The following is a 22,032-nucleotide window of genomic DNA, read 5'->3' on the forward strand; positions in this document are numbered from 1 at the left end:
AGCCTGCAGCGGATGTCCCGCCACCCCAAATTCCGCAAGATCATGGCGGTGCGTATCACCACGCAGGCCGCCGACGGGACACTGCAGGTCGGCATGGCCTCCTACGTGCTCTTCTCCCCGCAGGACCAGCCCAACGCCTGGGCGATCGCCACCGTGCTCGCGATCACGCTGCTGCCGTTCTCGGTCATCGGCCCCTTCGTCTCGGTCGTTCTGGACCGTTGGTCGCGCCAACGCGTGCTGGCAATCACCGACGGCATCCGGGGGGTCATCTCGGTCGCGCTTGCAGTGCTGGTCTGGACGGGGGACAGGTCAGCCGGCATCAAGATGACGATGATGATCCTGCTGTTGGTGGCGATGAGCTTGAACCGGTTCCTCCTGGCCGCCCTCACCGCGGGTCTGCCGTACACGATTGACAAGGGTGAATACCTGACGGCCAGTTCAGTGATGCCGATGATCGGCCCCCTGGGCGTGCTCATCGGCGGCGGGGTCGCCTTCGGCCTGCGCCTGGGCCTGTCCCCGCACTGGATGGAGACCTACCATGCGGACGCCCTGGTCTTCCTGGTCGCCTCCTTCTTCTTCGCCGTCTCGGTCCTGCTGGCGATGCGGTTCACGAAGTACGAGCTCGGCCCCGAACCCCGCACGGGGCACGAGGTGGTCACCGCGCGCGATATCGCCCACGGCATCATCGACGGCGTCCGTCACCTGGGTGAGCAGGGACCCTCGGCCCTCGGCCTGATCATCATCACGCTCCAGCGCACCGCCTTCGGCCTGATCAGCGTCGGCATGATCCTGGGCTACCGCAACTACTTCCACACGGTCGAACAGGCGAATGCGGCGATGGCCGACATCACCCTGTGGGGAGTCGCCACCGGAGTCGGCTTCGTCCTGTCGGCCGCGTTGGTGCCCCCGCTGGCGCATGCGGTCGGTGTCCGGAAGGCGACTTTCTGGCTGCTGGTCGCCAGCGGCATCGCCCAGATCGTGCCCGGGGCCATCTTCCACAAGCTGCCGCTGCTGGTTGCCGGTTTCCTGCTGGGATTGTTCGCGCAGTCGGTGAAGGTCTGTATCGACACCGTTGTCCAGGCGCATGTCGATGACCAGTACAAGGGACGCGTCTTCGTCATCTACGACATGCTCTTCAACGCCGCAATGGTGGCCGGCGCCTTCATCGCCGTCTACGCGCTGCCGGCTGATGGCTTCGACGTCACCGCCTTCGCCGCCACCGGCGTCGCCTACCTGCTGATGGCCGCCTTCTTCCTGTGGCGCTCGGGACGCTACGGCGACGAGCGCTTCAACCGCGGCACCCACATCGGTGGCAGCGCCGAGGCCTCCGAGTCCCTGCCGCTGACTGAACATCTCGGCTACCACGACCCCGAACGCCTCATTGATCCCCTCGAGCCCCATGAGTACGTCGATGGCCGTACCGTGGAGGGGTGGACGAAGCCGAACTGACCCCTGCCGAGCAACGGCGGCGCGATGCACGGCTGCGCGTGGAATTGAGCCAGAGCAACTCCCTCAACGAATCCGCCCGTGCGCAGAAGTTGGTCGACGATTTCGTCTCCCAGGCCCGCGACCGCGGCATCCCCACCGAGCCCCTGCACGCCAAGCTCCTGGACGGGCACGAGGTGAAGACCGACAAGCGCGGCTGGTACATCCGGCTCGACAGTTCCCTGGCGATCGGGGAGGACGGCCACTACTACGTGCTCACTGTCCCGGGCGGGCTGCGTGAGCGCCTGCGTGGTGTGCGACTCGAGCCGACGCCACCGCCGCTGGTCGTCGGTCGGGGCGGACGCGACGGCGATTCCGGCGACCTGTCGTTCTTCCTGGCCCGCAGGCTCGAGCAGGGCTGATCCAGGAGCAGAAAAAGCACCAGGGGGCTGCTGGTCACCCCCAACAACCCCCCAGGCAGTTCAGGGAATCACGTGTGGCTCCCTTGCCCCACCGCGTTGATGACCACACTATGGGGTATCGGCCGATTCATTTGCAAGTTCAACTGGATTGGCTCGCCACAATGTGCCGGCGGTGCTCCCGCAGCACCCTGACCGCACGGCTCGAACGCTGCCGAATGGCTGCGTGGGTGATGCCTTCACGCAGCGCCACTTCAGCTCCCGGCAACCCTTCCACGTAGACCGATCGCAGGATGCGCGTGGTCCGTTCGTCGATCAGCTCGAGCCGCTGCGCCGCCTCGATCAGGGACGCCGCTGAGCCCGATTCCTCCTCACGTTCTTGCCCCCATCGCTCCACCCCATCCGAGGGCACCACCCGGTCATCCCAGCGTGAGACGCGGTCCCTGGTCACCTGCTTGAGGGTGTCCATCACCAGGTTGGTCAGGACCTTCACCTCACGCTCGCAGTTGAACCCCTCGATCACGAACCACGCCGACGACACGAAATGCGCCAACGTCGTGTGGCTGCTGCGGCTGGCCATCGAGGCCAGCGGAAAGGCCAGGGCGGCCAGCACCTTCTCCCCGGCGCGGGTGTTCCCGGTTTGCGCGGCCCTGACCAGTCCAATCAGGGTGGCGTCGTCGTGGCGGGTGGCGGCATGGTCCAGCTGCGTCAGCGAGTGGAGCAGCAGGCGGTCGTCGGCTGTGATCGGCATGAGCCCAGTCCATCGACCGGGTGCTGCCCACGGTGTTGTCCGAACCCTCGCAGGTGTTGTCCGTTCGAACACAAACCGGGGGACGCACCACTCGGTGCGTCCCCCTGCCCTCGGTCGCGTGCCCGGTGCTTCTAGTCCTCGGCGAGAGCTTCGGTCGGGCTGGCCAGGGCCGCCCGGCGACCGGGCAGGATCGAGGCCAGCGCGGCGCACACGGCGGCGATGGCCAGCAGCCCCAGGGTCTGCCAGGGGTCCATCGTGTACCGCAGGTAGTCGGTGGAGAGGTCAATGTTGCGGAAGACTGCGCGCAGGAGGATGACCGAGAAGAGGGTGCCTCCGATGAGGCCGACCAGCGTCCCGGCGAGCGCCAGCATCAGTGCCTCGATCAGCAGCATCCACCGCAGGCTCGTGCGCTGCATGCCCAGGGCCCTGAGCAGCGACGACTCCCGCTGGCGCTCGATCACCGACAGGCCCAGGGTGTTGGCCACACCCACCAGGGCGATGGCCACGGCCACGCCCAACAGACCTGTCAGCACGGCCAGCAGCACGTTGAGCACCGAGTTGAGCAGGCTGGACATCATCGCGCCGCCATCGAGATTCAGCTCGAAGTTCTCCGAGAACATCAGGCTCTGTACCTTGGCGTAGGCATCGCCCATGTCCCCGCGATCGGCCGCCTTGAAGATGTAACCCACCGGTTGGGGGTCGTCGACCAATGTCTTCAAGGTGCTGGCGCTGACCAGGCCGATCTCAGCCGAGATTCCCTTGGCGGTCTTCACCGTCAGGGTCACGGTCTTGCCATTCTTGCCCTGGTAGGTGCGCTTGCTGCCGTCCTTGAACGATCCACCCTCGCCGATCACGACCTGGTCATCGGCGGGAACGGGAAGGCTGGGTGCGGCCTGCGACAGGTTGCTGTCACCCGCATACAGGACGCGGGTCGTCCCGGACTCGGTGACCGTCCCACCCGAGAGCTCGGACTTGGCCTTCATGTTGGGCAGGGTCGACAGCGTCTTCTGGGCGTTGGGGGACAGCTTGACCGTGGGGTAGGAGTCCGGCGTCGCTCCGCCCTGGTCGAACGGAAGTTGCTGCGTGGCGATCAGGTCGACGGGATAGTGCTTGTCGATCTGCAGCTGGATGGTGTGGCGGATGGAGGCCGTCCCCACCTGCAGGGCCACGATCAGCCCCATGGCAAGCATCAGCGCGACGGCCGTGGACGCAGCACGCTGCGGGTTGCGAGCACTGTTCATGGTGGCCAGGCGTGAGGTGGGCCCGAAGCCAGCGATGAGCTTGCCAACACCCTTCAGCATGGCCGCCACGTACAGGGGAGCGCCCGCGAGCACCGCGATGGTGATCAAGGCCAGGCCGCCCATCGCCCAGACGACCGGCCAGGCGTCCTTGCCGATGAACTGGGAGATGATGGCCATCGCGACGCCGATCACCAGCAGGATGCCGCAGATGATGGCCCGGGTCCGCGACACCCGCTTCTGGGCATCGGCCGACAGCACCGGGCGCAGAGCCTCCAGGGGCGCCACCCGAGTGGTCTTCATGATGGGTACCACGGCAGCGATGATCGTCACGACGATGCCGATGGCCAGAGCGATGCCCAGGTCCAGGAAGGGAACCCGGTAGCCGAACTGCAGGGCTCCGGTAAAGGCTGAACCGATCGCCGCGATGATGCCGCCGAGGACCAGACCCAGCAGGCCGCCGATCAGCCCGAGGAGGAAGGCCTCCGCGAAGAACTGGTTCTGCACCTGCCCGGATGAGGCGCCGACGGCACGCAGCAGACCGATCTGGCGTCGACGCTGGGTGATGAGAATCGTGAAGGTGTTGGCGATGATGATCATGCCGACCAGCAGTGCCAGGGCCTGGAAGACGCCGAACATGTACTTGAAGACGTCCACGCCACCGGCGAGATCCTTGAAGGTTTCCTGACGGTACTCCTCAGCTTCCTGCGCCTTGAACCCCTTGACCTTGCTGTTGATCTCCGTGGCCACCTCGACCCGGTCGGTGCCGGGCTTGACCTTGACCGCATAGGTGGCGAAGGCGCCGCCGCCATCCTTCTCGAAGGCCGCCTTTGGAAGGTAGAAGTACTTCATGACGAAGGAGCTGGGATCATCGCTGATGCCCACGACCGTTGCCGGTTGGGCGTCCACCTCGACCTTGTCACCGGCCTTGACGCCCAGGTCCTTGGCAACGTCCTCGGGCAGGGTGACCTCACCCAGCTTCTCGGCCCAGCGCCCCTCGGTGATCGTCGAGAAGCGGAACTTCTCGGAGGGCACGCTCATGGTCTGGAGCTGCAGGGTCTTGTCACCGTGGGCGAGGGAGGACATGCCCCCGTAATAGGCTTCGGCTGCATCCACCCCCGGCACGGAGGCGAGGGTCTTGAGAAGCGTCGCGGGATCCTGTTCGGGGCCCTCCGGAGAGCTGAAGTCGGGGTTGACCACGATGTCTGCCGAGGAGGTCTGCATCGACAGCTGCTTGCCCAGCCCCTGCTTCTCGGTCTCCAAAAAGATGGAGGAGGCGGCGATGAAGGCCACGGAGATGGCGATGGCGACGAGCGTCGCGAAGACCCTGCCGGGATGTTGGCGTACTTCTTGCCAGGCGTTGCGCAGCATCACGCCTCCAGTCGGGCCATCGCGGCGTTCACAGAGTCGACGGTGGGCCGCTGGATGTCGTCAACGATGCGACCGTCGACCAGGACCAGCGCCCGGTCGGCATAGGCGGCGGCCTTGGGGTCGTGGGTGACCATGATGATTGACTGGCCGTGGACGCGGCTGGACTGCTGCAGGAACTCCAGCAGTCGGGTGCCGGTGCGCGTGTCGAGGGCGCCGGTGGGTTCGTCGGCGAAGATCACCTCTGGGCGGGTGATGAGGGCGCGGGCGATGGCCACGCGCTGCTGCTGGCCGCCCGACAGCTCCGAGGGGCGGTGGGTGAGTCGGTCCGCCAGCCCGAGGGAGTCGGCCAGCTGGGCCAGGTAGGCGCGGTCGGCCTTCTTGCCGGCCAGGTCGAGCGGCAGCACGATGTTCTGCTCGGCGGTCAGCGTCGGCAGCAGGTTGAAGGACTGGAAGATGAAGCCGATGCGATCGCGGCGGACGCGGGTGAGCTGGGCGTCCATCATCGACTGCAGCTCCTGGCCGCCGAGGATGACCCGACCATCGGTGATGCGGTCCAGTCCGGCCAGGCAGTGCATCAGGGTCGACTTGCCCGAGCCTGAGGGGCCCATGATCGCGGTGAAGGAACCACGCTGGAAGCGCACGTTGACGCGGTTCAGAGCGACGACCTGGTTCTCGCCCTCGCCGTAGACCTTGACCAGGTCGATGGCCTCGGCCACCGCGTCCACAGGGCCCTGCGGCATCGGGGCGGGGTTCTGTGGGTGTTGTGCTTGCGGGTGGGGTGCCTCTGGGCGGGGCCGGACGGGCATGGCGCGCGTGGCGGTCTGGTCGTGGGTCACGAGGGGGCCTTTCACATGGGGAACGGCTCCCAGACTAGGGACGCACGGGGGCAGTGGGCATCAACCGATGGGCTGATGTGCCTCCACCCCAGGTCGGTGATTCACCGCTGGGCGAGTCCTACCTCGTATGCAAACAGCACGAGGCCCACCCGATCCCGGCACTGCAGCTTGCTCAGCAGGCGCCCGATGTGGGTCTTCACCGTGCCCTCGGCCATGTACAGGGTCGAGCTGATCTCGGCGTTCGTCGCGCCGCGGGCAATCTCGACCAGCACCTCACGCTCACGCTCGGTGAGCATCTCCAGGCGTTCGTCCTCGCGTCCGGGCTGGGTGGGCAGTGTCGGCACCACGTGTTCCAGCAGCCTGCGCGTGGCGGAGGGGGCAACCACCGCCTCCCCGGCAGCCACGCTACGAATCGCCGACAGCAATTCCACGGGGCGGGCGTCCTTGAGCAGGAAGCCTGAGGCGCCGGCCTTGAGGGCGGCGAAGACGTACTCGTCCAGGTCGAAGGTGGTCAGCACCAGCACGCGCGCCGGCAGCCCGGAGGCGGCGATGCGGCGGGTGGCCTCGACCCCGTCCATCACCGGCATGCGGATGTCCATCAGGATCACGTCGGCCTGCTGGGTGCCCAACAGCTTGAGCGCCGCGGCCCCGTCGCTGGCCTCGCCGACCACCTCCATGTCGTCCTCGGAGTCGATGAGCATGCGGAAACCGCTGCGAACCAGCGACTGGTCGTCGACGAGCACCACGCGGATGGTGGTCATGAAATCCTCCTGGGGTCGGTGTGTGGTGCGAGTGGGAAGGTCGCGCGGACGAGGAAGCCGCGTCCGTCGTGGCGAGGTCGTGCCACCAGCGTGCCAGCCACGGCGGCGACGCGCTCCTGCATGCCACGAAGCCCGTGCCCCACGCCGTCGCTGGGTGCGGCTGCCCCCAGACCGTCATCCTCCACCGTGAGGGTGATGACCCGGGGCGCCTGGTCCAGGCTCACCACGCAGGTGGCATCGGGGCCGGCATGCTTGAGGAAGTTCGTCACGCCTTCCTGCGCGACCCGGAAGATCGTGAGCTGCAGCACCGGAGGGATCAGCGGCGTCTCGCCGTACATCTCGAAGCGCACCCGGTCGCCGGCCCGCTCCACCATCGCGCCGAGGTCCTCGAGGCTGGGCGTGGGTGTCCAGTCGGCGTCGTCTCCCGGTCCATCCCTCAGGACGCCGACCAGCCGGCGCATCTCGGTCAATGCCTCGCGTCCGGTCTCGGCGATGGTACCGAGCACTTCGGCGGCGGCCTCCGGCTTCTTCGTCGCCAATGCCTTGCCGCCCTCGGCCTGGACGATCATCACCGAGACCGAGTGGGCGACAATGTCGTGGAGCTCGCGGGCGATCTGGGCGCGGGTGTTCATCTCCGCCATCCGCGCGGCATGGTCGCGCGCCCGCAGCGCCTCGACCTGGCGCTGGGCCAGGGCCGCCTCGCGCTGCTGCTTGATCAGGTCCGCGTCGCGGATGCGGCGTCCAAAGGCATAGGGGGTGACCACCAGCCCTGCGCACAGCAGCACGAACATCAGGTAGAGCGCCAGCCTGCCGACGATCGAATAGGTGCCGTCCGGACCCATCAGGCTCGGCGCCCAACTGAGCGGGCCCAGCACTGAGGCGACGGCCCCAATCAGCAGCACCAGCCGTGGGTGGCCGTCCACCCACCGCGCATAGGAGTAGACAGCGATCGGGATCGCCACCAGCGCCATCGTCGGCCAGGGCACCGCCAGCAGGTGGACGATGCCGGCGGCGGTCACCACCAGCAGCATCCGGCGGGGGTTTGCCCGGCGCCACAGCAGGCCGGCCATCATCCCGGCCCCGGACAGGAAGGCCCACACCGTGGACATGCTGGACCCGGAAGCCAAGAGGTAGGGACCGACACAGAAGAAGGCCAGCACCGCCACCATCAGGGCATTGGTGCGGAAGGCGTGACGCTCCAGAACGGCGTCGGTGCTCGGGATCGACATCACCGTCCACACTAGGTCGCACCCCAGCGGGATCAGGTCCGACTGCAGTCTTGATTTCCCACCCTTGAGGCACGACTCGGTCACAATGCCATCACCGGCCCTCCAGAGAGCCACGTTGCCGGTCTAGCCTGACCGCGTGTCCTCGCCCGCCGCCGCCCCGACGTGGGGCTTTCGCGCGTTCGCAGGCACCCTGGCCCACCACCACGGCAACCGCAACTGGGTGCTCCAGCAGGTCGACTTCGTCAACGCGCGACTGGACCTGTCCGACCAGCGCCTCCTGCCGCTGCTGAAGCTGCAGTTCGCCGGCGCCGACGTGATGCCTGCGGCCATGGCGGACGCGGTCCGCGGCGCGATCCTGGGGTTTCGCTATGACCTCAGTGCCCCCGGGCGCGACCACATGTGCACCTGGACCGAGAACCACCAGCTCTGCTTCGCGGTCTGCGAGTACCTGGCCGGGCAGCTCTTCCCCGACGAGTCCTTCGTCAATGACCAGCGCAGCGGACGCGAGCACCAGGAGGCCGCCCGGGCACGCCTGCTGCGCTGGCTGGAGGACCGCTTCCACCACGGCTTCAGCGAGTGGCTCTCACCGAGCCAGCGGGAGGTCGTGATCGTGGCGCTGACCCTGCTCGTCGACCACACCGAGGACCTCGAGCTGGCCACCCGAGCGACCATGATCCTCGACCTGGCCCTGCTGGAGGTAGCCCTGCACCATTTCCAGGGAGCCTTCGTCGCGGCCGGCGGTCGGGTCACCAAGAGCCAGAAGTGTTCCCCGCGCTCCACCGGGATGTCGATCATCGTCGCCTCGGCCTTCGGCAAACCGTCGCGCTTCGACCACACCGAGCTGTCGGCGATCTTCGTCGCTCGGGAGCGCTACCGCGTCCCCGAGGTACTGGTCGAGATCGCGCTGTCGGCCGGCGGTCGACAGATCCGAAGCAGCCAGGGCCGCGACTTGGCTGAGGCACTGGCCGACGCCCGACGGGCCGGTGCCGACGAGGACCAGCTGGTGCGCATCGCCTGGGGACAGCAGGGATATCTCAGCCCCGAGTCGGTGCATCTCACCATGCGCGCTCTGTCGCGACTCGACCTGGAGCAGAGCCGCTACTTCGCGCCTCTGGCCCAGTTCCGCAAGGGGGTGGTGTCCACTGAAGCCGCGCGCAAACTCCTGCTGCGCACGCTCAATCCGATCGCGAGTGGGATCACCCTGCACCGGGCGAACATCTTCACCTACCGGACGCCGAACTACCTGATCAGCAGCGTTCAGCACTACCGTCCGGGGGAGTTCGGGGACCAGCAGCATCTCTGGCATGCCGCGCTGCCGGGCGACATCAACATCTTCTCCACCCACCCCGGCGCGACCCAGCTGGGGGAGACCGTGCGCGAGCCCAGCCCTTCGGCCTGGGTGGGCAATGGCATCAACCCCGACATCGCCCAGTACAACAACGTGGTGATGGTGTTGCACGACCTGCGCGTGCGGCGCGGCTACCTGGAGGGGCGTCGCCACCAGTTCAGCCACCTGTTCTTCCCCTTCGTGAACTTCGACGAGACGAAGCTGTCCCTGCACTCGGTGGTGGGGCGCGTGGGCACCGCGCTGGTCGGCGTCCTGGCCCTCAACCGGATGGAGCTGGTCTCACAGACCGAGCTGGTCCAGCGCGGGTCGCTGACGGCCTGGGTGCTGGTCGCCAGCGACCTCAGCGAATTCAACTCCCTGGCCGACTTCGGGAACGCCGTGAGGGCCGCCACCCTGCGGGAAGCTCGTGGTTCGTTGGTGTTCACCATGAACCACTCCAACACCCCACGCGGGCCGCGGGTGCGTCATGAGTACCGGCTGGACTGGAAGGGCGAGTTCTCCGTGGACGGCGTGGTGCAGAGCCCGCACTACTGGCTGCACGACAATGACTGGGTGTCGGCGGCGCGAGGCTCGGACCAGATCCTGGTGCAGGGGCGAAGCTCGGTCCTGCGGCTGGACTGGCCGCAGGGCCTGCGTGTGGACGAGTAGCTGCTTGCCGCCCTACTCGATCGGGTCGGTGGCCTCGGCCCAGAGGGCAGCCTCGCGCTCGACGTCCTTCAGCTCGCGGCGTGCGCCGATGACCCCGGCGAGGGTCAGCAGGGCGCCGACGATGAGCAGCGGTTTTCTCAGGCGTGCCATCAGTAGCCCAGCCTCTCCCTGCGAATGTCCAGCCACTGGATGGCGTCCTTGATCGCCTGTGCCTCGGTGAGCTCGGTTTGCCACCCCAGCAGGTCCTTGGCGCGGGTGCTGACGGTGTAGGCACCTGCCACGTCACCGGGGCGGGAGGGGCCATCGACCGTCCTGAGCGGTTCGCCGGTGGCGTCCTCGAAGGCCTGGACGAGTTCCTTGACCGTCGATCCCTTGCCGGTGCCGATGTTGATCACCTGGTAGGGGTTCTCGGCGGAGGTGACCTGGTCGAAGTTTTCCAGGGCGGCGACGTGGGCCTTGGCGAGGTCCCAGACGTGGATGTAGTCGCGGATGCCGGAGCCGTCGCGGGTGGGCCAGTCGACGCCGGTGACGGTGAAGGTGTCCTTGTTCAGCCAGGCCTCGAGCATCTTGCCGAGCACGTGGGTGGGCTTGGCGATCTGCAGGCCGGTGCGCATCTGCGGGTCGGCGCCGATGGGGTTGAAGTAGCGCAGGCTCATCACCCGGATGTCGGTCGCGGCGGCGGTGTCGCGCAGCACGATCTCCATCATGTACTTGGTGGTGGCATAGGGGGAGTTCGGCGCGAGCCCGGAGTCCTCGGTGACCTGGAAGTTCGCCTCGGTGGCGTAGATGGACGCCGAGGAGCTGAACAGGAGGCGGTTGATGCCAGCGGCGTCCATGGCCTGCAGCAGGGTGACGGTCTTGGCCACGTTGTTCTCGTAGTAGGACAGCGGCTGCTCGACCGATTCGGGGACGATGATCTTGGCGGCGCAGTGCACCACGGCGTCCGGCTTGTGCTCGGCGAAGGTCCTGTCGAGGAGTTCTCGGTCGCCGATGTCACCCTCGACCAGCGGACGATCAAGCACGAACTCGCGGCGTCCGGCGGAGAAGTCGTCAAGGATGACGACCTCATGGCCAGCGTCGAGGCAGGCAGAGGCGATGGTGCTGCCGATGAACCCGGCGCCGCCGGTGATCAGAACCTTCACGGGGTCTCCTTCAGGTGGGTCTGCTCCCCATCCTATGAGTGCCCCACCGCCCACGTCCGCGCCGGTCCCGACTCTCCAGCCGCTGTGCGCAGAGTCGGGCTTGGGGGGTCAGTCGATTTCGGCGTCGTGGACGCGGATCGCGATCTGTACCCGGTTGCTGGCGCCCCACTTCTCCAGGATCTTGGTGACGTGCGCCTTCACGGCGGCCAGGCTCATGAAGTGCTGCCCGCAAGCTGCTCGACACGCGTGCAGGACGCTGGCTCTTGGGCATATCGCTGGCTTCCGTGGTGGCTATCGCCGCCGTCGTGGCCGTGTTCTACGGCCCGGTGTCCACGGCGCTGGGTCAGAGCTGGATGGATTCGGCACCCCTCGTCGGCATGCTCCTGACCTTCCTCGTGCCGGCGATGGTGATTCTGCTGTTCACCACCGAGTGGACGCAGCGCACCGCCCTGACCACCTTCACCCTCGAGCCACGGCGCGGACGGGTCGTGGCCGCCAAGAGCGCAGTGGCCCTGCTCGTGGCAGTGGCGTGCTGGCTCGCCCAGTACGCCTTTGGAGCCATCGCCGCGCTCATTGGCGGCGCCTCCCGGGGGATCGAGGTCAGCTGGCACACGGACTGGAAGGTCATGCTCGGCATGCTGGCCAGCTTCCTGCTGACCATGGCGATGGCTGCCGGTTTCGCGATGTGCTTCATGAACACCGCAGCCGCGATCGTCACCTACCTGGCGCTGCCGAGTGTGCTCGGCCTGGTCACGCTGGCCGGGAGCGGCGTGCAGAAGGTGATGGAGTGGATCGACCTCAGCAACGCCTCGATCCCTCTGATGACCGGCGAATGGCTCGGCAAGGACGTCTGGCAGCTGCTCACCGCCACCCTGCTCTGGGTGGTCATCCCCTTGCTGGTCGGCATCCGCCGTCAGCTCACCACCGAGGCCAAGTAACTCGCCCGCACTGCACCCCGCCGGGGTGATCACCCGCCCTCCGGGTGAGGTCGAGGCATCACGGCCAGAACTGCCCAGAATGGTCAGGAATGCCCAACATGTCAGGCATTCCTGACCATCTTGGGCACATCTGCGCAGCCACCCGGAGGCGGCCACCCGAAACCCACCGCCTCAGGCAGCGGGGGCAGGTCTCGGATCGCTGATCTGTGGTGATCGTTGGTGTCCAGCACAATGGGTCCATGAGCACCCCCACCAGCCCGGCTGGTTCCCGCGTCCTCGTCGTGGAGGATGAGCCGGTGCTGGCCGGGACCGTCGCCACCTACCTTGACCGCGCTGGCCACCAGGTGCAGACGGTGGGAGATGGCTTGCAGGCTGTTGAGGTGGCCCGCGACTGGTCACCCGATGTGGTGGTGCTCGACCTCGGTCTGCCGGGGCTTGATGGGGTGGAGGTTTGCCGCCGCATCCGCACCTTCTCGGATTGCTATGTGCTGATGGTCACCGCCCGCGCCGACGAGGTCGACACCCTGGTCGGCCTGTCGGTCGGGGCGGACGACTATCTCACCAAACCGTTCAGCGTCCGCGAGCTGGTTGCCCGCGTGCAGGTGATGTTGCGTCGTCCTCGCACCGGGACGCCCACAGCCAGTGCCCAGCGGCGTGTCTTCGGCGATCTGGTGATCGACCCGGCCGCCCGCGAGGTGCAGCTCGGCGGCCAGATCATCGACCTCACTCCGACCGAATTCGACCTGCTCGACACGCTCAGCGCCCAGCCGCGGGTCGCGATTTCGCGCCAGCAGCTGATCGACCGGGTTTGGGGCGGGGGAGTGGGTGATGACCACCTGGTTGACGTCCACATCGCCCACCTGCGCAAGAAGTTGGGCGACGACCCCAGCCGGGCGCGGTTCGTGACCACTGTGCGCGGAGTCGGCTACCGGATGGGCACTGGCCAATGACCAGGGCGAGGGTTGGGCTGACCGGGCGGCTGGTGCTGGCCCAGGTGCTGGTGCTGGTGGTGATGACCGCCACGCTGGCCCTGGTGGCCTGGCTGGTGGGGCCGCGGGTTTTCGATGAGCACCTGAGGGAGGCCGGGCACGGCGACCAGCCGCACGTGCTCGAACATGCCCAGGAGGCCTTCCGCGCTGCTGGTCTCACGTCTGCGGGAGCGGGGTTGCTGGCAGCTGCCCTCGCCACGGCCCTGGTGGGCGCCCTGCTCTTCGGACGCATCGGGCGGAGCCTGACCGCCCTCAGCGCGGGCGCTCGCCGGGTGGCGTCCGGGGACTATGACGAGCCGGTGCAGGTGGCCGACGCTGGCCCCGAGATCGATGAGCTGGCCGGCGCCTTCAATGACATGGCCCACCAGATCGCCGACACCGAAACCACCCGACGCCGCCTGCTCACCGACCTCGCCCACGAGCTCCGCACCCCGATCGCGGCCATCGACGTCACCCTGGAATCCCTCGAGGACGGGGTGGTGGACCTCAACTCCAGCACCCTGGCCACCCTGCGTGCCCAGACCGCACGGCTCACCCGGCTCGCGGTCGACATCCGCGACGTCTCGGCGGCTGAAGAGGGCCGCCTCGACCTGCATCCGCGCAGCGTCCGGGTCAGCGACCTGCTCGAGGACGCCCGCACTGCGGCCGCCCCTGCGTTCGTCGCCCGATCGGTGGGGCTGGTGGTCGAACCGGTGGCTGATGACCCCACGGTGCAGGTCGACCCCACCCGGATCAGCCAGGTGCTGGACAATCTGCTCCGCAATGCCCTGCAGCACAGCCCGGTCGGATCGACAGTCACGCTGCGCGCCACCTTTCGGGGTGACTCGGTGCAGCTGAGGGTCGTTGACCAAGGAACCGGCGTCGCCCCCGAACACCTGCCGCACCTGTTCGAGCGCTTCTACCGCGCCGACAGCGCCCGCCACCACGACGCGGACGAGGGCACCGGCGTGGGGCTGGCCATTTCGCGCTCGATCGCCCGGGCCCACGAGGGTTCGCTGGAGGCGCGAAGTGACGGGCCCGGACGGGGAACGGAGTTCACGCTGACGCTGCCCGCTTCCTGATCTTGACCACATCTCAACATTGCGTTGACAAGGTCCTGAGATTCCTCGGAGAGGATGGAGCCATGGCACTACCTCTTGCACGCGCCCAGCGCATCGCCCTGTCCGTCCTGGTCGCCGGCACCCTCGGCCTCGGGACGCTCGCAGGCTGCAGCGGCACCTCGACCCCCACCGCCAGCAGCCCGGCTGCCGCGTCCAGCCCGGCTGCCGCGTCCAACCCGGCTGTCGAAGCGAAGCTCGACCGCTTCGGACTCAAGGGCAAGTCGGTGGTCGAGATCATCAACGCCCTCGACCGTAGCAAGGAGGACAACGAGGCCAGCTTCCTGGGGTCGGTGCGGCAGAACGAACTGCTGCTCACCGATGGCAAGGAGCAGATGTCGATGCCAATGCCGGCCGACAAGACCTATCTGTCGATCGCTCCCTATGTGGACCAGACCCATGAGTGCTTCAACCACAACCTGGGCACTTGCCAGGGTGAGCAGGTCGGCCAGGAGTTCACGGTCACCATCACCGACGAGTCCGGCAAGCAGGTGCTCAAGGAAACTGTCACAACCTACGACAACGGCTTCGTCGGCTTCTGGGTGCCCCGCAACATCAAGGGGACGCTGACCGTCGAGGGCATCGGCAAGAAGGGCTCGATCCCGCTCAGCACCGGTGCCGAGGACCCCACCTGCATCACCACCCTGAAGCTGTCCTGAAGAGGAGGAATCATGAACCGCCGAACTCTGATCGCGTCCGGTGTGGGTCTGCTGGCCCTGGCCGCTTGCGGGAATGACACCACCTCAGCGGGACCTGCCTCGTCCGGCCCTGGTTCTGACCACAATTCGCAGGACGCGATGTTCGCCCAGATGATGATCGTCCACCACGAGGGTGCGGTGGAGATGTCGGCCCTGGCCGAGAAGCAGGCCGAGACCGTCGACGTGAAGGCGCTCGCGACCCGCATCAAGAAGGCGCAGACCCCCGAGATCCAGCAGATGAAGGATTGGCTCAAGGCCTGGGGCGAACCCACCGACATGCCGCACAAGAACCACGACATGCCCGGCATGGACATGCACGGCATGAATCAGCAGCAGGTCATGGCCAAGCTGCGTGGGCTCAAGGGCAAGGGGTTCGACAAGCAGTTCCTGACCTCGATGATCGCCCACCACGAGGGTGCCCTGGAGATGGCGAAGACCGAGAAGGATCGGGGACGCAACGCCGAAGCGCTCAAGCTCGCCGACACCATCATCACCAGCCAGAAGGCCGAGATTGATGAGATGAAGGGGATGCTCGCCAAGCTCTGAGTGCGCGTGCCGACCCAGTTGCTGGGCACGAATGAGTGAGCGGGCACAAGCTGCGTGAGTGACTAGAACTCCATGATGTCCGACTACAGCCTGCTTCGTTGCCAAGGGCGGATCCGTGGATCTCCGAGTTGGGATCAAGCTTTGCTGCTGAAGTTCGGCGTGCTCTAACGACCGTGACGAAAGTCGGTGATGTCGACATCGAGGTGGCCTCGGTTCAGGGTCCAATCAGCTGACAACGTTCGAATGGTCATCGCGAGCTGCGCAACGTATGCACTCCTGGGCTGACCACCTTGATGTCGCGGGCGCGGATGTTCTCAGCGTTGGTGGGCACGCTCCATGGTGTCACCAGCGGGCGGAGACCCTGCCGGGTCTCAGTAGGAACGCTCCGTGCAGCTCGAGAGTCCCGCAATGACGGGAGGGGGCGGGTTGCTCCCGCCCCTCCCGTCATCTCATCGTCGGTGTCGTCCGCCGCGACCCCGTTGCTCCCGGCTCCAAGTCTGCTCGGCCTCACGCAGCCGCAGTACGGCTGCGCAGAGGTTCAGCAGCGCCGTCGCCAGTGCCGCCACCGCCACCAGCGCCTCTGTGATCTCCCGACTCACCCCCTCCCCTCCAGCGGGCGCGCCACCCTATGGGCCGACCCCGACCCGCCGCGGCCGGCACTAGCCGATAGCTGGTCTTTCCGGCTAGCGCCCGTTGGGGCCGGGACCTTAATAGCTCAAAAGCGGCTGCCCGGGCCGCGGGCGTGATTTCGGGGGTTCCTGCTAATGGCGGCGCCGCACGCAACTGCGAGCAGCAGGACGCGCAGGCTCGGCCGTTCTTCGATCGCGGACGAGAGCGTGTCCGACGAGAGCCGCGCAGCCGGCACCGAGCGACCGGTCGACCCCATGCTCCCCCAGTGGATCACTTGCCAAATACCCCCGGGGGGTATAAAACTGAGGGGAGCAACGACAGTTTCCGCCGCTGCTGCACCCTCTGATGCGAGGAGTACCTCATGAGCCCCGAGACACTTCGACCCCTGCCGATGGCTTCCACCGGCTGTTCCTGCTGCGCCACCGCCCCGGTGGAGGACCGCGCCGCTGCTGAGGCGACTGCGACGTCCGCGGCCGAGACCACGACGTATCCGGTGCGGGGCATGACCTGTGGTCACTGCGCCGACAGCGTGACCACGGCAATCACCGTTCTCGAGGGCGTGGAGGAAGTACGGATCGACCTGGCGCCCGGTGGGATCTCCACCGTGACCGTGGCCGGAGCTGCCGCACCGGCCGCCGTCCGCGCCGCCGTCGCGGAGGCCGGCTACACCGTGGCCGACGCCTGACCCACCCCGGCAACACCCAGCCCCGTCCGGGGCCTTGCGGAAAGGACACCATGAGCACCCCCCACCACCACCGCCACGACGACCCGGTTACCCCCGAACCCGACCACGCCGGGCACGACATGGCCCAGCACGGGCATCACCGCGGCACGGGCCCACACGGCCCGGCGGACGCTCCGCCGGGCGGGGACCGTCATGGCGGCTACGATGCCGAGCAGATGGCGCACGAGGGGCATGCCCTGCCGACCGCCACTCACACCGGCCATGACATGACCGGGCACGGTGAGCACGACATGGCGGGCCACGAGCACCACGACCCGCACGCGGGGCACGACATGTCGGGTCACGGGGGCCATGCGGGTCATGGTGATCACGTGGGGATGTTCCGTCGGCTGTTCTGGATCATGCTCGTCCTTGCTATCCCGACGGTGCTGCTGAACGGGATGTTCGCTGACCTGCTCGGCTATGCGCTGCCGGACGCGGCCTGGGTGCGGTGGGTCTCGCCGGTCCTGGGCACGGTCATGTACCTGTGGGGCGGGAAACCGTTCCTGACGGGCGCGGTCGAGGAGATCCGGGATCGCAAGCCCGGCATGATGCTCCTGATCGGGATGGCGATCACGGTCGCCTTCGTTTCCTCGCTCGGCGCCAGCCTCGGACTGCTCTCTCACGAGCTCGATTTCTGGTGGGAGCTCGCCCTCCTGATCGTGATCATGCTGCTGGGCCACTGGCTCGAGATGCGCTCCCTCGCGCAGACCTCCTCCGCGCTGGATTCCCTGGCCGCGCTCCTGCCCGACCAGGCCGAGAAGATCGAGGGCGAGGACATCGTCGCGGTTTCCCCGGCCGAGCTGCAGCTCGGAGACGTCGTGATAGTGCGACCCGGTGGCCGGGTCCCGGCCGACGGGGAAGTCATCGATGGTGGCGCCGACGTCGACGAGTCGATGATCACCGGCGAGTCCAGCCCCGTGCGTCGCGAGATCGGTGATCAGGTCGTCGCCGGCACGGTGGCCACGGACAACGCGCTGCGCGTGCGCGTCACCGCGATCGGTGAGGACACCGCCCTGTCGGGCATCCAGCGCCTGGTCGCCAACGCCCAATCCTCCACGACCCGGGCCCAGCTGCTCGCGGACAGAGCCGCCGGCTGGCTGTTCTGGTACGCGCTGATCGCGGCGATCGTCACCGCGATCGTGTGGACAGTCGTCGGGGTGCCCGAGAGTGCACTGGTCCGCGCGATCACCGTTCTGGTCATCGCCTGCCCTCACGCGCTGGGTCTGGCGATCCCGCTGGTGGTGTCCATCTCGACCGAGCGGGCCGCGAAGGGCGGCGTCCTGGTCAAGGAGCGTGCCGCCCTGGAGCGGATGCGCACCATCGACACCGTCCTGTTCGACAAGACGGGCACGCTGACCAAGGGCGAGCCCGCCCTGAACCACGTCACCACCGTCGGCACCCTGGGCGAGGACGAGCTGCTCGCGCTGGCCGCCGCGGCCGAAGCCGACAGCGAGCACCCCCTCGCCCGGGCGATCGCCGCCGCCGCCGACGACCGCAGGCTCGACGTGCCGCGCGCCACCGCATTCCAGTCCACCACCGCGGTCGGCGTCAGCGCGACCGTGGACGGGCGCACCGTCCAGGTCGGCGGACCCCACCTGCTGGCCGAGCACGGTCACCAGCCGCTGCCGGCGACCGGGCCGTGGTCGGCCGACGGAGCGATCGTCCTCCACGTCTTGGTCGATGGGCAGATCGCAGGTGGGATCGGCTTGGCCGATGAGGTCCGTCAGGAATCCCGTGAGGCCGTCGACGCCCTGCATGAGCTGGGAATCCGCGTCGTCATGATCACGGGCGATGCCGAGCCCGTTGCCCGCGCCGTGGCCGGCGAGCTCGGTATCGACCAGGTCTTCGCCCAGGTGCGCCCGGAGCACAAGAGCGAGAAGGTCCTCGAGCTCCAGCGCGACGGACGAGCCGTGGCGATGGTCGGCGACGGCGTCAACGATGCCCCCGCCCTCGCGCAGGCCGACGTCGGCATCGCGATCGGTGCCGGCACCGACGTCGCGATCGCCTCCGCTGGCGTGATCCTGGCCTCCGACGATCCCCGCTCGGTACTCTCGGTGATCCAGCTCTCCCGTGCCAGTTACCGCAAGATGAAGCAGAACCTGTGGTGGGCTGCCGGGTACAACATCGCCGCCGTTCCGCTGGCCGCCGGTGTCCTGGCGCCGATCGGATTCGTACTGCCCATGTCGGTCGGCGCGATCCTGATGTCGTTGTCCACTGTCGTTGTGGCCTTGAATGCGCAGATGCTGCGCCGACTGGATCTGACCCCTGCCAAGAGCGCGGCGCGCCTGGCCGGCCGCGAGAGCTCGACCTCGGTGTCGACGACCCAGTCTTCGAGCCGCGCGGGCTCGGCCAGCTCCCGGTCGGACTCGAGCAGGACCTCCACGGCGCCCAGGAACGGAGATCAGACTGGAGCCCATGAGGAGTGAATCGGCTCGAGCTGCAGCGACGGTTCTCGTTGTCGAAGACGAAGTCGCGCTCTCGGACGTCGTGCAGGCATACCTCGTGAAGGCCGGCTACGCCACGGGGAGCGCGCGAAGCACCGTTCAGCGTGCGTGAACTTGTCGCCCGGGTCCAGGCCGTGCTGCGGCGGCCCCGCGGCGAGCCCTCGTGGATGCGCACGGCGGGACCATGGCTGCCGCCAGTGAGGGGCCCGGGCGGGGAGCCGTCTTCACCATCCGGACCGAATGAAGGGGGCGGCCCAACCAGCGACCAGATCTGCGCGCAGCCTTCGCGAACTGCACCAAGGGTGAAGCCAGGCGATTCTCGATCCCCACCACCCTGGACGCGGTCGCCTCGGAGGATCTGGATTCTTTGGGCTGGCGCGACCCGCAGTCGATCGTCCTCGGCGGCATGGCACTGTGGCGGGACGACGAGCTGGTCTCGATCGCCCTGCGCGCCACCACGCGTCCAGCCGCAGGAGACCATCGCCGTCGACGGCCGGGTCGGACGCCTCCAGACCACACGCATTCGTCGACAAGGTGCTCAACGGCGCCCGACTCCGCTGTGCGCGAAACCGGTCGCCACATCGTGGACTGCTGTTCCCAACCCGGGGACGCACCAGTGACCATGGAGCATGACTCTTCGTCCCGAGACCCTCGCAGTCCACGCTGGTCAGGAAAACGCTGACCCGGCCACCAACTCGCGAGCTGTGCCCATCTACCAGACCACGTCGTACGTGTTCGACAGCACCGAGCACGCTGCCGACCTGTTCGCGCTGCGGACGGCGGGGAACATCTACACGCGCATCATGAATCCGACCCAGTCGGTTTTCGAGGAACGCGTCAATGCCCTCGAAGGCGGCGTCGGCGCGCTGGCGACCGCCTCCGGGGCCTCGGCGATCACCTATGCAGTGATGACCCTGGCCGGAGCCGGCGACAACATCGTGGCGGTCTCGACCCTCTACGGCGGTACCTATGCCCTCTTCGCCCACACCCTGCCCCAGTTCGGCATCGAAACCCGGTTCGTGAACCCCGACGACCCGGCTGCCCTCGCGTCCGTGGTGGACGAGAAGACCAGACTGGTGTTCGTCGAAACGATCGGCAACCCGACCCTGAACGTGGTCGACCTGGACGCCTGGTCTGCCGCCGCCCACGAGCAGGGCCTGCCGCTGGTGGTCGACAACACCGTGCCGACACCGATCCTCTGCCGCCCTTTCGAACACGGTGCCGACATCGTGGTGCATTCGGCCACCAAGTACATGGGCGGCCACGGCGCCGTGATGGGTGGCATCATCGTCGACTCCGGGCGATTTGACTGGGCCGCGCACGCAGAACGCTTCAGCCAGCTCACCGGCCCCGACGGCGCCTACCACGGGGTCGTGTGGACCGAGGCCGCCGGTCCGGCGGCCTTCATCATCCGTGCCCGCACTGTGATGCTGCGGAACACCGGTGCCGCCATCGCCCCGATGAACGCCTGGCAGATCCTGCAGGGCCTGGAGACCCTGCACCTGCGCATGGAGCGGCACAGCTCCAATGCCCTGGCCGTGGCCCAATACCTTGAGAAGCACCCTGCCGTGGCGTGGGTGAAGTACCCGGGCCTGGAGTCCAGCCCCTCCCGAGCAGTGGCCGAAAAGGTCCTGGATGGTGGTTTCGGCGGGCTGGTGGCCTTCGGTCTCACAGCCGGACGCGAGGGCGGCTCGACCGTCGTCGAGGGCCTCGAACTGTTCAGCCACCTGGCCAACATCGGGGACGCCAAGTCGCTGGTCATCCACAACGCCTCCACTACCCACAGCCAGCTCAGCGAGGAGGAACTCAAGGATGCCGGCGTGCCGCCGGAAATGATCCGGCTCTCGGTGGGCATCGAGCACGTGGACGACCTCATCGCTGACCTGGATCAGGCCCTGGCCAAGGTTAGTTAGGTCACTTGAAGGCTACTGCTGGCTCCAGGGGGCGCTGGGGCCCTGGATTCCCGCCGCATCCAGCGCCACCTTGGATCGCTCCCGGATCTCGCGCATCACGCCCCATTGCTGGTTCGCCGCGCATTTGGCAAGGATGCGGATGGTCATGGTGGTGCTCTGGATGGACTCCACACCGAGTACTTGGGGACTCTCCAGCAGGGCGTCCTTGAGGGAGTCATCCTCCTCAATGCCCTCCAGGACCTGCGTGATGATGCTGATCACCTCCTGGGGATTGGACCGGTAGTCCACGGGGATGTCGACCAGGGCATTCGACCAGCCCTGCGAGACATTGCCGACCCGGATGATCTCGCCATTGCGGACGTACCAGACCTTGCCGCCGGGGTCACGCACCTTGGTGATCCGCAGGCCGACGTCCTCGACGGTACCGCTCACTTCACCCAGGTCGACCACGTCACCGACGCCGAACTGGTCCTCCGCGATGAGGAAAATGCCGGACAGGAAGTCCTTGACCAGCGATTGGGCCCCGAAACCGAGCGCGATGCCACCGATACCCGCGGAGGTCAGTAGCGGCCCCATCGGCAGCCCCAGGGTTGACAGGATCATCAGCGACCCGACCAGCACGATCGCGAATGCCGCCACCGAGGTGAGCATCGAGCCCAGCGTCCGGGTGCGTTTCACCTGGCGGGGGCTGTCCAACCCGAGCCACTGGCCGGCCTTGCCGAGTGAGCCGCGATTGTCCTGCTGTCGCTTCAGTGCGCTCGCCACCAGGCGCTTGGTGGCGACCACGGCGACTTGCCAGGCCACCACCATGACCAGCAGGATCACGCCGATCTCGATGAGCGTGTCGGGCCACTTCCAGGAGTCCATCACGCCGCCCATTCT

The 22,032-nt window shown here is 67.5% G+C and carries 21 protein-coding genes; 12 read left to right on the plus strand and 9 right to left on the minus strand.

Annotated elements, in window-relative coordinates:
• Positions 1 to 12 precede the first annotated feature (12 nt).
• A complete protein-coding gene (locus tag M3G03_RS00685; protein ID WP_259807893.1) occupies positions 13 to 1,449 on the plus strand; it encodes an MFS transporter in 1,437 nt (478 codons plus the stop codon).
• On the plus strand, positions 1,431 to 1,847 hold the full coding sequence (locus tag M3G03_RS00690) for a hypothetical protein (RefSeq protein ID WP_259807349.1): 417 nt from the start codon (positions 1,431 to 1,433) through the stop codon (positions 1,845 to 1,847). Before M3G03_RS00685 ends, M3G03_RS00690 begins: the two co-directional genes overlap by 19 nt.
• 139 nt (positions 1,848 to 1,986) lie before the next feature.
• Here the strand turns inward: M3G03_RS00690 and M3G03_RS00695 are convergent, their stop codons facing one another.
• The 5 genes from M3G03_RS00695 to M3G03_RS00715 all read right to left on the minus strand — a co-directional run bounded on the left by M3G03_RS00695 (position 1,987) and on the right by M3G03_RS00715 (position 8,030).
• Positions 1,987 to 2,595 (minus strand): RNA polymerase sigma factor, encoded by a 609-nt coding sequence (locus tag M3G03_RS00695; RefSeq protein WP_259807351.1) that lies wholly within the window; start codon positions 2,593 to 2,595, stop codon positions 1,987 to 1,989.
• 131 nt (positions 2,596 to 2,726) lie between these two features.
• Positions 2,727 to 5,204 (minus strand): ABC transporter permease, encoded by a 2,478-nt coding sequence (locus M3G03_RS00700; protein ID WP_259807354.1) that lies wholly within the window; start codon positions 5,202 to 5,204, stop codon positions 2,727 to 2,729.
• Positions 5,204 to 6,010, minus strand: a complete 807-nt coding sequence (locus tag M3G03_RS00705) for an ABC transporter ATP-binding protein (protein ID WP_259807894.1) — start codon at positions 6,008 to 6,010, stop codon at positions 5,204 to 5,206. The genes M3G03_RS00700 and M3G03_RS00705 overlap by 1 nt, the downstream gene beginning before the upstream one ends.
• A 131-nt stretch (positions 6,011 to 6,141) precedes the next feature.
• Positions 6,142 to 6,801: a response regulator transcription factor gene (locus M3G03_RS00710; protein WP_259807356.1), complete on the minus strand. Its 660-nt coding sequence runs from the start codon at positions 6,799 to 6,801 to the stop codon at positions 6,142 to 6,144.
• The gene (locus tag M3G03_RS00715; RefSeq protein ID WP_259807357.1) at positions 6,798 to 8,030 is read right to left on the minus strand and encodes a sensor histidine kinase; all 1,233 of its coding nucleotides are present in this window, start codon (positions 8,028 to 8,030) and stop codon (positions 6,798 to 6,800) included. The genes M3G03_RS00710 and M3G03_RS00715 overlap by 4 nt, the downstream gene beginning before the upstream one ends.
• Before the next feature lie 136 nt (positions 8,031 to 8,166).
• On the opposite strand from M3G03_RS00715, the gene M3G03_RS00720 reads away from it, so the two are divergent.
• Complete coding sequence (locus tag M3G03_RS00720; RefSeq protein WP_259807359.1) at positions 8,167 to 10,026, plus strand: hypothetical protein; 1,860 nt, start codon at positions 8,167 to 8,169, stop codon at positions 10,024 to 10,026.
• 12 nt (positions 10,027 to 10,038) lie between these two features.
• On the opposite strand, the gene M3G03_RS00725 is transcribed toward M3G03_RS00720, so the two are convergent.
• Together M3G03_RS00725 and galE are read right to left on the minus strand one after the other, a co-directional pair.
• Positions 10,039 to 10,176, minus strand: coding sequence for a DLW-39 family protein (locus M3G03_RS00725; RefSeq protein ID WP_259807361.1), 138 nt, complete (start codon positions 10,174 to 10,176; stop codon positions 10,039 to 10,041).
• Complete coding sequence (gene galE / locus M3G03_RS00730; protein WP_259807363.1) at positions 10,176 to 11,168, minus strand: UDP-glucose 4-epimerase GalE; 993 nt, start codon at positions 11,166 to 11,168, stop codon at positions 10,176 to 10,178. Before galE ends, M3G03_RS00725 begins: the two co-directional genes overlap by 1 nt.
• A gap of 287 nt (positions 11,169 to 11,455) precedes the next feature.
• On the opposite strand from galE, the gene M3G03_RS00735 reads away from it, so the two are divergent.
• The 5 genes from M3G03_RS00735 to M3G03_RS00755 all read left to right on the plus strand — a co-directional run bounded on the left by M3G03_RS00735 (position 11,456) and on the right by M3G03_RS00755 (position 15,436).
• The gene (locus M3G03_RS00735) at positions 11,456 to 12,106 is read left to right on the plus strand and encodes a hypothetical protein (protein ID WP_259807364.1); all 651 of its coding nucleotides are present in this window, start codon (positions 11,456 to 11,458) and stop codon (positions 12,104 to 12,106) included.
• Positions 12,107 to 12,345: 239 nt separating this feature from the next.
• On the plus strand, positions 12,346 to 13,056 hold the full coding sequence (locus M3G03_RS00740) for a response regulator transcription factor (protein ID WP_259807366.1): 711 nt from the start codon (positions 12,346 to 12,348) through the stop codon (positions 13,054 to 13,056).
• Positions 13,053 to 14,156 carry a cell wall metabolism sensor histidine kinase WalK gene (locus tag M3G03_RS00745; RefSeq protein WP_259807367.1) on the plus strand — a complete coding sequence of 368 codons (1,104 nt, stop codon included), beginning with the start codon at positions 13,053 to 13,055 and terminating at the stop codon, positions 14,154 to 14,156. The genes M3G03_RS00740 and M3G03_RS00745 overlap by 4 nt, the downstream gene beginning before the upstream one ends.
• Before the next feature lie 62 nt (positions 14,157 to 14,218).
• On the plus strand, positions 14,219 to 14,851 hold the full coding sequence (locus M3G03_RS00750) for a CueP family metal-binding protein (RefSeq protein WP_259807368.1): 633 nt from the start codon (positions 14,219 to 14,221) through the stop codon (positions 14,849 to 14,851).
• Between the two features lie 12 nt (positions 14,852 to 14,863).
• Positions 14,864 to 15,436 carry a DUF305 domain-containing protein gene (locus M3G03_RS00755; RefSeq protein WP_259807369.1) on the plus strand — a complete coding sequence of 191 codons (573 nt, stop codon included), beginning with the start codon at positions 14,864 to 14,866 and terminating at the stop codon, positions 15,434 to 15,436.
• Between the two features lie 449 nt (positions 15,437 to 15,885).
• Here the strand turns inward: M3G03_RS00755 and M3G03_RS00760 are convergent, their stop codons facing one another.
• Entirely contained in the window at positions 15,886 to 16,035 is a 150-nt protein-coding gene (locus M3G03_RS00760; RefSeq protein WP_259807370.1) for a hypothetical protein, read from the minus strand.
• Between the two features lie 392 nt (positions 16,036 to 16,427).
• Between M3G03_RS00760 and M3G03_RS00765 the strand changes: the two genes are divergently transcribed.
• The 4 genes from M3G03_RS00765 to M3G03_RS00775 all read left to right on the plus strand — a co-directional run bounded on the left by M3G03_RS00765 (position 16,428) and on the right by M3G03_RS00775 (position 21,150).
• On the plus strand, positions 16,428 to 16,751 hold the full coding sequence (locus M3G03_RS00765) for a cation transporter (protein ID WP_017824292.1): 324 nt from the start codon (positions 16,428 to 16,430) through the stop codon (positions 16,749 to 16,751).
• A gap of 50 nt (positions 16,752 to 16,801) precedes the next feature.
• Positions 16,802 to 19,219, plus strand: coding sequence for a heavy metal translocating P-type ATPase (locus M3G03_RS00770; RefSeq protein WP_311197431.1), 2,418 nt, complete (start codon positions 16,802 to 16,804; stop codon positions 19,217 to 19,219).
• 289 nt (positions 19,220 to 19,508) lie between these two features.
• Positions 19,509 to 19,919 carry an FBP domain-containing protein gene (locus tag M3G03_RS12880; RefSeq protein WP_396121857.1) on the plus strand — a complete coding sequence of 137 codons (411 nt, stop codon included), beginning with the start codon at positions 19,509 to 19,511 and terminating at the stop codon, positions 19,917 to 19,919.
• Entirely contained in the window at positions 19,867 to 21,150 is a 1,284-nt protein-coding gene (locus tag M3G03_RS00775) for an O-acetylhomoserine aminocarboxypropyltransferase/cysteine synthase family protein (RefSeq protein WP_259807371.1), read from the plus strand. The genes M3G03_RS12880 and M3G03_RS00775 overlap by 53 nt, the downstream gene beginning before the upstream one ends.
• Positions 21,151 to 21,162: 12 nt before the next feature.
• On the opposite strand, the gene M3G03_RS00780 is transcribed toward M3G03_RS00775, so the two are convergent.
• On the minus strand, positions 21,163 to 22,017 hold the full coding sequence (locus tag M3G03_RS00780) for a mechanosensitive ion channel family protein (protein WP_259807372.1): 855 nt from the start codon (positions 22,015 to 22,017) through the stop codon (positions 21,163 to 21,165).
• Positions 22,018 to 22,032 lie beyond the last annotated feature (15 nt).

The sequence above is a fragment of the Aestuariimicrobium sp. p3-SID1156 genome (assembly GCF_025144225.1).
Lineage (GTDB): Bacteria > Actinomycetota > Actinomycetes > Propionibacteriales > Propionibacteriaceae > Aestuariimicrobium.